Source organism: Agrobacterium sp. ST15.13.015 (assembly GCF_027871645.1).
GTDB classification, from domain to species: Bacteria; Pseudomonadota; Alphaproteobacteria; order Rhizobiales; family Rhizobiaceae; genus Agrobacterium; species Agrobacterium leguminum.
On record NZ_JAQAHF010000012.1, the window covers coordinates 59,088 to 72,680 of the forward strand.

A 13,593-nucleotide genomic window follows, 5' to 3' on the forward strand; every position below is an offset into this window, starting at 1 on the left:
AATATCTAGCCGACATCAGCTTAAAATAGTTCCGACGCAAATTTTCGGTGGCGGGTTGGATACTATATCGTCGGCAGACATTATCGATGACATCTATGAAGCGGCGCTTTTTCCCGACCGCTGGATGCAGGTTCTGGTAGCTATCTGCCGTCATCTCAATTTCTGGGGCGGCGCGATTACCTGGGGCAAGGGAGAAGACCAAGTGTGGCTTCACACGCCGAGCTTTCAGGAGCTGATGAAGGACTTCGCGGCGGGCGGCTGGAACCACCGCAATGATCGCCTCAGCCGCATCGCCCGGGAAGGCCAATTCTCCTTCGCGCAGGATTTGGACGTCTTCAATCATGAGGAATGGGCCGAACTGCCGATCGTTCGTGACTTTCTTATGCCCCGCGGTTTGGGATACGGCGCGGCGACACAGGTTGCTCCACCCGGCCATCCGGAGATGACAGTGCTGTTTGAACGCAGGCTCGACGCCGGCACTATCACGCCCGAGACCATGGCAGCACTCGGCGGACTGAGGCCGCATATCGCCCGCAGCCTCACCCTCGCAACACAGCTGCAGCGTCAGAAGGCCGATGCGATGACACTTGGTCTCAACGCCATTGGCGCGCCGGCCGCAGTGCTGCAGACGAGCGGCCACATCATTTCGGCCAACGATCTGTTCCTGTCATTACAGAAATGCTTCTCCGCCCGCACGCGCGACAGAATCGCCATTGCCGATGAGAGAGTGAACCGGCTGCTTTACAAGGCACTCTCTGGGCAAGACGCCGGTTCCTTCCCTCTTCCCGCCAGCGAAGACGGCGCCTGCATTCTCCACCTCATACCGCTGCGCAAGAGCGCACTGGATTTCTCACCAAACGGTAACGCCATCGCGCTCGTATCGCAACCGACGGGCATAATTGCCGACGCAAACACATTGCTCAAGGGTCTCTACGATCTGACGAGGGGCGAAGCGCGGGTAGCGCTGGAAATCATGAAGGGGCTTTCGCTTCCGGCGGTGGCGAAGCAACTGAAAGTCTCGCACGAAACCGTGCGCAGCAACGCCAAGTCTATCTACGCGAAGACCGGCAGCACCGGCAAGGCCGACCTCGTTCGCCGGCTTTCCGTTCTCACTCGCTATAACATCCGCGGACAGGCCTAACCCATTTGCACGGATGGATTTCCGGGTTGACCGGCAAAGGGCAAGAAGCTTCCAAATTCCGCTCAAACAAAAAAACGCCCGGATTGCTCCGGGCGTTTTGTTCTGAACTTTGGCGAGGCTTCGCAAAGCCCCTGCCCTTCCCGCCTTATTCGGCGGCCGGAGCCTGGTCCGTCATGTCCTGCAGCATCTGGTTCGCAGAACCTGCACCGGTGCCCTTGCGGCGTTCCTCGAGAATGAGGTCGTCGCGCGAGGTGGCGATGCGGCGGATCTGCGTCATGGTGCCGCCGGTACCGGCCGGGATGAGGCGGCCGACGATGACGTTTTCCTTGAGGCCCTGCAGCGTGTCCGTCTTGCCGGCAATCGCAGCTTCCGTGAGAACCTTGGTGGTTTCCTGGAAGGATGCGGCCGAAATGAAGGACGGCGTCTGCAGCGAAGCCTTGGTGATGCCGAGCAGAACCGGCTCGCCATAGGCAGGCTTCTTGCCTTCTTCGATCAGGCGGTCGTTGTTGTCGTCAAGCTCGATGCGATCGACGTTGTCACCAACGATGTACTGGCTGTCGCCGGCATCGGTGATTTCAACCTTCTGCAGCATCTGGCGAACGATCACCTCGATGTGCTTGTCGTTGATCACAACGCCCTGCAGACGGTAGACTTCCTGGATTTCGTTCACGAGGTAGGAAGCCAGAGCCTCCACGCCCTTGATCGCCAGAATGTCGTGTGGTGCCGGGTTACCGTCGAGGATGTATTCACCCTTTTCGATATAGTCGCCTTCCTGAAGGTGGAAGGGCTTGCCCTTCGGGATCAGGTATTCGACCGGCTCGACGCCGTCTTCCGCAGGCTCGATCATCACGCGACGCTTGTTCTTGTAGTCGCGGCCGAGACGGATCGTACCATCGATCTCTGCGATGATGGCGTGGTCCTTCGGACGACGGGCTTCGAACAGTTCGGCAACGCGCGGCAGACCGCCGGTGATGTCCTTCGTCTTGGCGCTTTCCAGCGGCGAACGTGCAAGCACGTCACCCTGGGAGACCTTCGCACCCGGCTCGACCGACAGGATGGCGTCGACCGAGAGCTGGAAGCGGGCTTCGCCACCACGGGCAAGCTTCGCAACCGCACCGGAAGCGTCCTTGATGACGATCGCAGGCTTGAGGTCCGAACCGCGCGGCGTCGAACGCCAGTCGATAACCTGACGCTTGGTGATGCCGGTGGATTCGTCGGTGGCTTCCAGAACGGAGAGGCCGTCGACGAGGTCCTCGAAGTGAACGGTACCTTCCACTTCCGTCATCATCGGACGGGTGTAGGGGTCCCACTCTGCAAGACGCTGACCGCGCTTAACCTTGTCGCCGTCGTCAACGAAGATCTTCGAACCATAGGCAACGCGCTGCGAAGACCGCTCCTGGCCACGCTCATCGAGAATGGTGACGGCCATGTTACGGCCCATCGCGATGAGTGCGCCTTCGGAGTTGCGCAGGATGTTGCGGTTCTTGATCGCAATCGTGCCCTCGTAAGAGGCTTCCAGGAACGACTGGTCGACCACGTTCGCCGTACCGCCAAGGTGGAAGGTACGCATGGTAAGCTGCGTGCCCGGTTCACCGATGGACTGTGCGGCGATGACGCCGACGGCTTCGCCCATGTTGACAGGCGTACCGCGTGCAAGGTCACGACCGTAGCACACGCCGCAGACGCCGATCTGCACTTCGCAGGTCAGAGCCGAACGGATGCGGACGGACTGGATACCGGCCTTCTCGATGGCAGCCACGTCGGCTTCGTCGATCAACGTGCCGGCCTTGACGATGTTTTCGCCGGAAACCGGATGATCGATGTCGTCCAGAGCCGTACGGCCGAGGATACGTGCGCCGAGCGAGGCAACGACCTGACCGGCATCGACGATGGCGGTCATGGTGAGGCCCTTGTCGGTGCCGCAATCCTTGGAGTTGACGATGCAATCCTGCGCGACGTCGACGAGACGACGGGTCAGGTAACCCGAGTTCGCCGTCTTCAGGGCGGTGTCTGCGAGACCCTTACGGGCACCGTGGGTCGAGTTGAAGTACTCGTTAACGGTCAGGCCTTCCTTGAAGTTCGAGATGATCGGCGTCTCGATGATTTCACCCGACGGCTTCGCCATCAGGCCGCGCATGCCGCCCAGCTGACGCATCTGGTTCGGAGAACCACGAGCACCCGAATGCGACATCATGTAGATGGAGTTCATCGGCTTCTGGCGGCCCGTTTCCGGATCGAACTCGACAGCCTTGATGCGTGCCATCATTTCTTCGGCGACCTTTTCGGTAGCCTTGCCCCAGGCGTCGACAACCTTGTTGTACTTTTCGCCCTGGGTGATGAGACCATCATTATACTGCTGTTCGTATTCCTTCACGAGAGCTTCGGTGTCGCCGACGATCTTCACCTTGCTGTCCGGAATGACCATGTCGTCCTTGCCGAACGAAATGCCGGCGCGGCAGGCATGGGCAAAGCCGAGCTGCATGATGCGGTCGCAGAAGATGACCGTGTCTTTCTGGCCGCAATGACGGTAGACCGTGTCGATCATCTTGGAGATGTTCTTCTTGGTCATTTCCTGGTTGCAGACGTCGAAAGGCACGTTGACGTTCTTCGGCAGAAGTTCGCCAATCAGCATACGACCGGGGGTCGTCTCATGAATCTTCGAAACCGGCTTGCCATCGGCATCCACGGTCTTGAAGCGGCCGCGGATCTTGGCATGCAGCGTCACGACCTTGTTTTCAAGCGCGTGATGCAGCTCACCGATATCCGAGAAGGCCATGCCTTCGCCCGGCTCGTTCTGGTTCATGATCGACAGGTAATACAGGCCGAGAACCATGTCCTGCGAAGGAACGATGATCGGGTGGCCGTTTGCCGGATGCAGGATGTTGTTGGTCGACATCATCAGCACGCGCGCTTCCAGCTGGGCTTCCAGCGAGAGCGGAACGTGAACAGCCATCTGGTCACCGTCGAAGTCGGCGTTGAAGGCCGTGCAGACGAGCGGGTGCAGCTGGATGGCCTTGCCTTCGACCAGCATGGGTTCGAAAGCCTGGATACCCAGACGGTGCAGCGTCGGTGCGCGGTTCAGGAGAACCGGATGCTCGCGGATGACCTCGTCGAGGATATCCCAGACTTCCGGCTTTTCCTTTTCAACCAGCTTCTTGGCCTGCTTGACGGTCGAGGAGTAACCCTTGGCGTCGAGGCGGGCATAGATGAACGGCTTGAACAGTTCGAGCGCCATCTTCTTCGGCAGGCCGCACTGGTGCAGCTTGAGCTCCGGACCGGTCACAATAACCGAACGACCGGAATAGTCGACGCGCTTGCCGAGAAGGTTCTGGCGGAAGCGGCCCTGCTTGCCCTTGAGCATGTCGGAGAGCGACTTCAGCGGGCGCTTGTTGGCACCCGTGATGACACGGCCGCGACGGCCGTTGTCGAACAGCGCATCGACGGATTCCTGCAACATGCGCTTTTCGTTGCGGATGATGATACCCGGCGCACGAAGCTCGATCAGGCGCTTCAGACGGTTGTTACGGTTGATGACGCGGCGATAGAGATCGTTGAGGTCGGACGTCGCGAAACGGCCGCCATCCAGCGGAACCAGCGGGCGCAGGTCCGGCGGAATGACCGGAACGACCTTCATGATCATCCATTCCGGACGATTGCCGCTTTCCATGAAGTTCTCTACGATCTTCAGGCGCTTCATCAGCTTCTTCTGCTTCAGATCAGAAGTCGTTTCAGCAAGCTCGACGCGCAGGTCGCCGGCGATCTTTTCTAGGTTCATCGAAGCCAGCATCTCATAGATGGCTTCAGCGCCGATCATGGCGGTGAACTGGTCTTCGCCGAACTCGTCGACGGCGATCATGTACTCTTCTTCGGACAGAAGCTGGTTCTGCTTCAGCGAAGTGAGGCCCGGTTCGGTGACGATGTAGTTCTCGAAATAGAGAACGCGTTCGACATCCTTCAGCGTCATGTCGAGCAGGGTCGAGATACGCGAGGGAAGCGACTTCAGGAACCAGATATGGGCAACCGGCGCTGCGAGCTCGATATGGCCCATGCGCTCACGGCGAACGCGCGACAGCGTGACTTCGACGCCGCACTTTTCGCAGATGATGCCCTTGTACTTCATGCGCTTGTATTTGCCGCACAGGCACTCATAGTCCTTGATCGGTCCGAAGATGCGCGCGCAGAAGAGACCGTCGCGTTCCGGCTTGAACGTACGGTAGTTGATGGTTTCCGGCTTCTTGATCTCGCCGTAGGACCACGACAGGATTTTTTCCGGCGAAGCGATCGAAATCCGGATGGAATCGAAATGCTGCGCAGGCACCTGAGGATTGAAAAGATTCATGACCTCTTGGTTCATGCCTTGTCTCCTTGAGAGGCTAGCTGCTGCCCCTGTTTGCATCTGGACCGGCTTCTTCCCGGGTCACCGTCCAGAGCTCTAAATACGGATTAACCGCATAATGCGGCGAAAGTGTCCCGAACCGGCCAATACCGTTCGGGAAACCGGCAGGCGCCCTTGAAGGCGCCCGCCTCTATCGTCTTATTCCGCCGCGTCGGGCAGCTGGTCTTCGGGCTGGTTCTCGATCTTCGAGTTTTCCAGTTCGACCGAAAGACCGAGCGACCGCATTTCCTTGACGAGAACGTTGAAGCTCTCCGGAATACCGGCTTCGAAGGTGTCGTCGCCACGGACGATCGCTTCGTAAACCTTGGTGCGGCCCGCCACGTCGTCCGACTTGACGGTGAGCATTTCCTGCAGCGTGTAAGCCGCGCCGTATGCTTCCAGAGCCCAGACTTCCATTTCCCCGAAGCGCTGTCCGCCGAACTGCGCCTTGCCGCCCAGCGGCTGCTGGGTAACGAGCGAGTAAGGACCGATCGAGCGAGCGTGGATCTTGTCGTCGACAAGGTGGTTCAGCTTGATCATGTACATGTAGCCGACGGTGACCTTGCGGTCGAACGGCTCACCGGTACGACCGTCGTAAAGGACGGACTGACCGGATTCATGCAGACCTGCCTTCTTCAGCATCGCGGCAACGTCAGGCTCATGCGCACCGTCGAAAACCGGGGTCGCGATGGAAACACCGCGCTTGGCTTCTTCGGCAAGCTTGACCAGCGAGTCGTCATCGAAACGCTGAACCTCGTCATTGGCTTCAGACGCGTAGATTTCCGTCAACTCGCTGCGAAGCTCGCTGATGTCCATCGTCTTGCGATACTCTTCGAGCATCTCGCCGATCTTCTTGCCCATGCCTGCGCATGCCCATGCGAGGTGGGTTTCGAGGATCTGGCCGACGTTCATGCGCGAAGGCACGCCGAGCGGGTTCAAGCAGATGTCGACATGCGTGCCGTCTTCGAGGAACGGCATGTCCTCGACCGGAACGATACGCGAGACGACGCCCTTGTTACCGTGACGGCCGGCCATCTTGTCGCCCGGCTGGATCTTGCGCTTAACGGCAACGAAGACCTTGACCATCTTCATGACGCCCGGAGGCATTTCATCGCCGCGCTGGACCTTTTCGACCTTGTCCATGAAGCGCTGTTCAAGGCGCGACTTGGATTCGTCGTACTGGCCACGAAGCGCTTCCAGCTCGGACTGAGCCTTTTCGTCTTCGACTGCGAACATCCACCACTGCGAGCGGGGATATTCGGAAACGACGGCGTTGGAAAGCTCGACGCCCTTCTTGAAGCCCTTCGGACCGGCGATGGAAACGTGGCCACGCAGCATGTCGATCAGACGGCCGTAGACGTTACGGTCGAGGATCGCCTGCTCGTCGTCGCGGTCCTTCGCCAGACGCTCGATCTCTTCGCGCTCGATAGCCATCGCGCGCTCGTCCTTCTCCACACCGTGACGGTTGAAGACGCGGACTTCGACGACCGTACCGAACGTGCCCGGAGGCATGCGCATGGAGGTGTCGCGAACGTCGGAAGCCTTTTCACCGAAGATGGCGCGCAGAAGCTTTTCTTCCGGCGTCATCGGGCTTTCGCCCTTCGGCGTGATCTTGCCGACGAGGATGTCGCCCGGCTGAACTTCCGCACCGATGTAAACGATACCGGCTTCGTCGAGGTTCTTCAGCGCTTCTTCCGAAACGTTCGGAATGTCGCGCGTGATTTCTTCCGGACCGAGCTTCGTGTCGCGCGCCATCACTTCGAATTCTTCGATGTGGATGGAGGTGAACACGTCGTCGGAAACGATACGCTCCGACATCAGGATCGAGTCTTCGTAGTTGTAGCCGTTCCAAGGCATGAACGCGACGAGCGCGTTGCGGCCGAGAGCCAGATCGCCGAGGTCGGTCGACGGACCGTCCGCGATGATATCGCCCTTGGAGATGTTGTCGCCGACGGAAACCAGCGGGCGCTGGTTGACGCAGGTGTTCTGGTTCGAACGCTGGAACTTCTGCAGACGGTAGATGTCAACACCGGACTTGCCGGCATCGAGGTCTTCCGTGGCGCGGATAACGATACGGGTCGCATCCACCTGATCGACCACACCGCCACGACGGGCTGCAATGGCAGCGCCGGAGTCACGGGCGACGATCGGCTCCATGCCGGTACCGACGAACGGTGCCTCGGCGCGCAGAAGCGGAACGGCCTGACGCTGCATGTTCGAGCCCATGAGAGCGCGGTTGGCGTCGTCGTTTTCCAGGAACGGAATGAGAGCCGCTGCGACCGAAACGAGCTGCTTCGGCGAAACGTCCATCAGGTTGATGTTGTCACGCGGTGCGAGCATAACTTCGCCCGAGTGACGGCAGACGACGAACTCTTCCGAGAACGAACCGTCTTCATTGAGCGGCGCGTTGGCCTGCGCGACGTAATACTTGGCCTCTTCCATGGCGGAGAGGTAGATCACGTCGTTGGTCACCTTGCCGTCGACGATCTTGCGGTACGGGCTTTCGATGAAGCCGTACTTGTTGACGCGGGCGAAGGTTGCAAGCGAGTTGATCAGACCGATGTTCGGGCCTTCCGGCGTTTCGATCGGGCAAATACGGCCGTAATGGGTCGGGTGAACGTCGCGGACTTCGAAGCCGGCGCGCTCGCGGGTCAGACCACCCGGTCCAAGAGCCGAAAGACGGCGCTTGTGGGTGATTTCCGAAAGCGGGTTCACCTGGTCCATGAACTGCGACAGCTGCGAGGAACCGAAGAATTCGCGAACGGCGGCGGCTGCCGGCTTCGCGTTGATCAGGTCCTGCGGCATCACGGTGTCGATTTCGATCGAGGACATACGTTCCTTGATCGCACGTTCCATGCGCAGAAGGCCCAGACGATACTGGTTTTCCATCAGTTCGCCGACAGAACGGACACGGCGGTTGCCGAGGTTGTCGATGTCGTCGATTTCGCCCTTGCCGTCGCGCAGTTCGACCAGCATCTTGACGACGGCGAGGATGTCTTCCTTGCGCAGGGTGCGCACGGTGTCTTCCGCATCGAGGTCGAGGCGCATGTTCATCTTGACGCGACCAACGGCCGACAGATCGTAACGCTCTGCATCGAAGAACAGCGAGTTGAACATCGCTTCCGCCGATTCCATGGTCGGCGGCTCACCCGGACGCATGACGCGGTAGATGTCGAACAGGGCTTCCTGACGGTTCTCGTTCTTGTCGGCAGACAGCGTGTTGCGGATATAGGCGCCAACATTGACGTGGTCGATGTTGAGGACCGGAATCTCGTCGAAGCCGGACTGCAGGATGAGGCCGAGGGTCTTCTCGTCGATTTCGTCGCCGGCTTCGAGATAGATTTCACCCGTCTCGTAGTTGACGATGTCTTCGGCCAGATAGTTGCCGTAGAGGTCTTCGTCGGTCGCCTTCAGCGCCTTCAGGCCCTTCTCCGTCAGCTGACGGATCAGGCGCGGGGTCAGCTTCTTGCCACCTTCAACCACGACTTCGCCGGTATCGGCGTCGATCATGTCGGTGATGACCTTGGCGTTCTTCAGCGTCTCGGGCTGGAACGGAATGCGCCAGCCGTCGCCGTCGCGCTCATAGGAAGCCTTGGTGTAGAAGGTCGACAGAATGTCTTCGCCATCCATGCCAAGCGCCATCAGCAGCGAGGTCACGGGGATCTTGCGGCGACGGTCGATACGCGCATAGACGATGTCCTTGGCGTCAAACTCGATGTCGAGCCAGGAACCGCGATACGGGATGACGCGGGCAGCGAAGAGCAGCTTGCCGGAAGAATGGCTCTTGCCCTTGTCGTGATCGAAGAACACGCCCGGCGAACGGTGCATCTGCGAAACGATGACGCGCTCGGTGCCGTTGACGATGAACGTACCGTTATTGGTCATGAGCGGCATGTCGCCCATGTAGACGGACTGTTCCTTGATGTCCTTGATGGACTTCGCGCCCGTATCTTCATCGATATCGAACACGATGAGGCGCAGCGTCACTTTCAGCGGCGCAGCATAGGTCAGATCGCGCTGACGGCATTCCTCGACGTCGAACTTCGGCGCTTCGAATTCGTAGGACACGAATTCAAGCATGGAGGCGCCGGAAAAATCGGTGATCGGGAATACGGACTTGAATACCGCATTCAATCCCTCGTCGGGACGGCCACCCTTGGGCTCGTCAACCATGAGAAACTGGTCGTACGAAGCCTTCTGAACCTCGATGAGGTTCGGCATTTCCGCTACTTCTGGAATTTTGCCGAAAAACTTGCGTACGCGCCTGCGACCGTTAAACGAAAGGGTCTGAGCCATCGTCGCTCCTTTAAAATTGCATCCGGGCCTGCAACGGACGGGAACCGATGGCCAGTCGATCCCGTCAAGCAATGGGTATCATCAATCTCGTTCCACATCCCGGATCGATCAGGCCGGATTGCCTAGATGAGCCGGTTCGGAACCATTCTCTTGAAGAACCCATTACCCAAAAGCCATTTTCACGCGGCTTTTGGGTAATGAGTTTTAAAAACGATGACGACGGAAAGGGGCATGAAGCCCCTTCCCGCCAGCAATCGCAAGATTACTTAACGTCAACCTTGGCGCCTGCGTCCTCAAGCTTCTTCTTGAGATCAGCAGCTTCAGCCTTGGAAACGGCTTCCTTGACCGGCTTCGGAGCGCCTTCAACGAGGTCCTTGGCTTCCTTGAGGCCGAGGCCGGTGATGCCGCGAACTTCCTTGATGACGTTGATCTTGTTGGCGCCAGCGTCAACCAGGATAACGTCGAACTCGGTCTTTTCTTCTTCCGGAGCAGCAGCAGCAGCAGCGCCGCCAGCAGCAGCAACGGCTACCGGAGCAGCAGCGGAAACGCCCCATTTTTCTTCGAGAAGCTTGGACAGTTCTGCAGCTTCCAGAACGGTCAGCGAGGAGAGGTCTTCTACGATCTTTGCGAGATCAGCCATTTTGATAGTTCCTTTTGTTCAGTTCGAACCAGTTTGAATATTTACAGCGAAAAACCGCCTTAAGCGGCTTCGTCCTTCTTGGCGTAAGCCGAGAACACCCGTGCCAGCTGGCTTGCAGGTGCGGCGACAACCGTAGCGACGCGAGTTGCCGGGGCATTGAGAAGGCCCAGCAGCTTTGCGCGCAGCTCGTCCAGCGAAGGCAGGGTCGCAAGCGACTTGACTGCTTCGGCGTTGAGCGTGGTTGCACCCATGGCGCCACCGAGAACAACGACCTTGTCGTTGGTCTTGGCGAAATCCATGACGACTTTCGGAGCGATCATCGGGTCGACGCTGTATGCAATCAGCGTCTGGCCCTTGAAGAGATCTGTCATCCCTTCCGACTCCGTGCCCTGAAGAGCGATCTTGGCCAGGCGGTTCTTCGCGACCTTGACGGTGCCTCCGGCAGCGCGCATCTTCGAACGGAAGTCGTTCATCTGCGCAACGGTGACACCAGCATAGTGGGCCACGACAACCGAACCGGAAGCCTTGAAGACTTCGTTCAGCTCCGTGACGAATTCGCGTTTTTCCGCTCTTTCCACTGTCTGTCTCCAGTAGACGGGAACACAACATGTGAACCCGTCGGGTTTGCCTTTGCCCCAAGGGACCTTTTTACAAAGATCCCGAGCGACGCTCGAGGATCCTGTCCCCCGCTCTGTCGCCGCAAACGGCTTCAGGCACAGGCACACCAGGTTCGAACCGGACAGTCAGGCATCGTTTCGATGCCTCAAATCCAGCCTCACCCGTCTCATGCAGGTTGAATGATTAAGGCCAGGTCCCGAAAGACATGGCCACCCGCAATCTCGGACAGGAGTTCCGGGTTTCCCCGGAAATCTCCGGCTCCTGGGAGCCGGAAATTCTTTTATTCACACTTCCCTCGGGAAGCGCGAGAATTGATTAAGCCGTAACCGACGAAGGGTCGATCTTGACGCCCGGACCCATGGTCGAGGAAATCGCGACGCGCTTGACGTAGTTGCCCTTGGCACCGGTCGGCTTTGCCTTGATGACGGCATCGGCGAAAGCCTTGATGTTTTCTTCAAGAGCCTTGGCGTCGAACGAAGCCTTGCCAACGCCAGCGTGTACGATACCGGCCTTTTCGACGCGGAACTCGACAGCGCCGCCCTTGGACGCCTTGACGGCGCCGGCAACATCCATCGTCACCGTACCGACCTTCGGGTTCGGCATCATGCCACGCGGGCCGAGTACCTTGCCGAGACGGCCGACGAGCGGCATCATGTCCGGGGTCGCGATGCAACGATCGAAGTCGATCTTGCCGCCCTGAACGATTTCAACCAGTTCTTCTGCACCAACAACGTCAGCACCGGCAGCCGTGGCTTCATCAGCCTTGGCGCCACGGGCGAAGACGGCGACGCGAACGTCACGGCCGGTGCCGTTCGGCAGGTTGACAACGCCACGAACCATCTGGTCCGCATGGCGCGGGTCAACGCCGAGGTTCATCGAAACTTCAACGGTTTCGTCGAACTTGGCAACTGCACGTTCCTTGACCATCGAAATGGCGTCGGTGAGGACGTAGAGCTTGTTCGGATCCACGCCTTCGCGGATCTTCTGAATGCGCTTTGCTACCTTGGCCATGATCAACCTACCACTTCCAGGCCCATGGCGCGGGCGGAGCCCTCAACCATTGCCATTGCGCCTTCGATGTCGGCTGCGTTCAGATCCTTCATCTTGGCTTCAGCGATCGTCTTGACCTGAGCCTTGGTGATGGAGCCGACCTTGGCGCCCTTGCCAGGCGTCTTGGAACCGGAGGTAATCTTCGCTTCCTTCTTCAGCCAGTAGGTCATCGGCGGCTGCTTCATGACGAAAGTGAAGGACTTGTCCTGGTAATAGGTGATGACGACCGGGATCGGCATACCCTTTTCCATTTCCTGCGTGGCGGCATTGAACGCCTTGCAGAATTCCATGATGTTAATGCCACGCTGACCAAGTGCCGGACCGATCGGCGGGGACGGATTGGCCGCCCCGGCCTTTACCTGCAACTTGAGCTGGCCTGCAACTTTCTTAGCCATATCTCTCTGCCTTTCAATTCAAACCGGTTACCCGGCTTCTCTTAAGCCGGATTGCTCCGGCGGCTGCGGTTGCGTGGTGCGGCGCCCTGCCCCGGCTTAAAGAGCCAGTTAGCCTTCCACGCGCTTGGGGCTTCGCCCCGCCAATCAGACCTTCTCGACCTGATTGTATTCCAGCTCGACCGGCGTAGCGCGGCCGAAAATCGACACTTCCACCTTCAGGCGCGAACGCTCTTCGTCGACATCCTGAACCACGCCGTTAAACGACGCGAACGGACCGTCGGAAACGCGAACCTGCTCGCCGATCTCGAACGAAACCGAAGACTTCGGACGCTCGACACCTTCCTGAACCTGACCGAGGATACGCTCGGCTTCATAATCGGGAATCGGAACAGGCTTGCTGTCCGAACCGAGGAAACCGGTAACCTTCGGCGTGTTCTTGATGAGGTGATAGGCCTCATCCGTCAGGTTGGCGCGCACCAGCACGTAACCTGGAAAAAACTTGCGCTCGCTGTCGACCTTGCGGCCACGACGCACCTCAACCACCTTTTCGGTCGGCACGAGGATTTTCTCGAAAAGATGATCCAGACCCTTCTGACGGGCCTTTTCCTCGATCGACTCGGCGACCTTCTTTTCAAAATTCGAATATGCGTGAACGATATACCAGCGCGCTGCCATTTTTATTCTCCGTTCGATCCTTCCACCGGGCCTTTGACCGCGCCGTTACCGGCCTACGTTCAGCACCAGGCTGAGCAGCCAGCCGATGAGCTGATCCGCAGCAAAGAAGAACAGAGCCGCAAAAATGACCATCACCAGCACCATAGCCGTCGAAATCATGGTCTCGCGGCGCGACGGCCAAGTGATTTTTGACGCTTCGGCGCGAACCTGCTGCAGAAACGTAAACGGATTGGTTTTGGATGCCATTGACTGCCCACGCAATTACGGCGCGTAAAGCCGATACTGATCAGCCCCACGCACCGCGTGTCTGTTTTGACCCTACATAAACACCGATTCCCTTTTTAACAAGAGGAAATCGACATTCCGCGAAATTCGCCGGAAATCCGGCACCCATCTGCCATGC

General features: G+C 58.7%; 9 protein-coding genes. 1 reads left to right on the forward strand and 8 read right to left on the reverse strand.

Going from position 1 to position 13,593, the window contains the following annotated elements; genetic code table 11:
• Nucleotides 1–55 precede the first annotated feature (55 nt).
• On the forward strand, nt 56–1,141 hold the full coding sequence (locus PIB16_RS18780) for a helix-turn-helix transcriptional regulator (protein WP_271046159.1): 1,086 nt from the start codon (nt 56–58) through the stop codon (nt 1,139–1,141).
• Between the two features lie 145 nt (nt 1,142–1,286).
• Here the strand turns inward: PIB16_RS18780 and rpoC are convergent, their stop codons facing one another.
• From rpoC to secE, 8 genes are all read right to left on the reverse strand, one after another.
• On the reverse strand, nt 1,287–5,495 hold the full coding sequence (rpoC, locus tag PIB16_RS18785; RefSeq protein ID WP_065655887.1) for a DNA-directed RNA polymerase subunit beta': 4,209 nt from the start codon (nt 5,493–5,495) through the stop codon (nt 1,287–1,289).
• Nucleotides 5,496–5,675: 180 nt separating this feature from the next.
• Entirely contained in the window at nt 5,676–9,812 is a 4,137-nt protein-coding gene (gene rpoB / locus PIB16_RS18790) for a DNA-directed RNA polymerase subunit beta (protein ID WP_003523727.1), read from the reverse strand.
• A 262-nt stretch (nt 9,813–10,074) separates the two neighbouring features.
• Nucleotides 10,075–10,452 carry a 50S ribosomal protein L7/L12 gene (rplL, locus tag PIB16_RS18795; protein ID WP_004442635.1) on the reverse strand — a complete coding sequence of 126 codons (378 nt, stop codon included), beginning with the start codon at nt 10,450–10,452 and terminating at the stop codon, nt 10,075–10,077.
• A 59-nt stretch (nt 10,453–10,511) separates the two neighbouring features.
• The gene (gene rplJ / locus PIB16_RS18800; protein ID WP_003523725.1) at nt 10,512–11,030 is read right to left on the reverse strand and encodes a 50S ribosomal protein L10; all 519 of its coding nucleotides are present in this window, start codon (nt 11,028–11,030) and stop codon (nt 10,512–10,514) included.
• A gap of 355 nt (nt 11,031–11,385) precedes the next feature.
• Nucleotides 11,386–12,081 (reverse strand): 50S ribosomal protein L1, encoded by a 696-nt coding sequence (rplA, locus tag PIB16_RS18805; protein ID WP_003523724.1) that lies wholly within the window; start codon nt 12,079–12,081, stop codon nt 11,386–11,388.
• 2 nt (nt 12,082–12,083) lie between these two features.
• Nucleotides 12,084–12,515 carry a 50S ribosomal protein L11 gene (rplK, locus tag PIB16_RS18810; RefSeq protein WP_003523723.1) on the reverse strand — a complete coding sequence of 144 codons (432 nt, stop codon included), beginning with the start codon at nt 12,513–12,515 and terminating at the stop codon, nt 12,084–12,086.
• Between the two features lie 144 nt (nt 12,516–12,659).
• Complete coding sequence (gene nusG, locus PIB16_RS18815) at nt 12,660–13,190, reverse strand: transcription termination/antitermination protein NusG (RefSeq protein ID WP_003523721.1); 531 nt, start codon at nt 13,188–13,190, stop codon at nt 12,660–12,662.
• 45 nt (nt 13,191–13,235) lie between these two features.
• Nucleotides 13,236–13,436 carry a preprotein translocase subunit SecE gene (gene secE, locus PIB16_RS18820; protein ID WP_003523719.1) on the reverse strand — a complete coding sequence of 67 codons (201 nt, stop codon included), beginning with the start codon at nt 13,434–13,436 and terminating at the stop codon, nt 13,236–13,238.
• Nucleotides 13,437–13,593: the final 157 nt, after the last annotated feature.

Bases quoted from the DNA above. Each gene is read 5' to 3' on its own strand.
- rpoC (WP_065655887.1), bottom strand. From the start codon at position 5,495: ATGAACCAAGAGGTCATGAATCTTTTCAATCCTCAGGTGCCTGCGCAG.
- rpoB (WP_003523727.1), bottom strand. From the start codon at position 9,812: ATGGCTCAGACCCTTTCGTTTAACGGTCGCAGGCGCGTACGCAAGTTT.
- rplL (WP_004442635.1), bottom strand. From the start codon at position 10,452: ATGGCTGATCTCGCAAAGATCGTAGAAGACCTCTCCTCGCTGACCGTT.
- rplA (WP_003523724.1), bottom strand. From the start codon at position 12,081: ATGGCCAAGGTAGCAAAGCGCATTCAGAAGATCCGCGAAGGCGTGGAT.
- rplK (WP_003523723.1), bottom strand. From the start codon at position 12,515: ATGGCTAAGAAAGTTGCAGGCCAGCTCAAGTTGCAGGTAAAGGCCGGG.
- nusG (WP_003523721.1), bottom strand. From the start codon at position 13,190: ATGGCAGCGCGCTGGTATATCGTTCACGCATATTCGAATTTTGAAAAG.
- secE (WP_003523719.1), bottom strand. From the start codon at position 13,436: ATGGCATCCAAAACCAATCCGTTTACGTTTCTGCAGCAGGTTCGCGCC.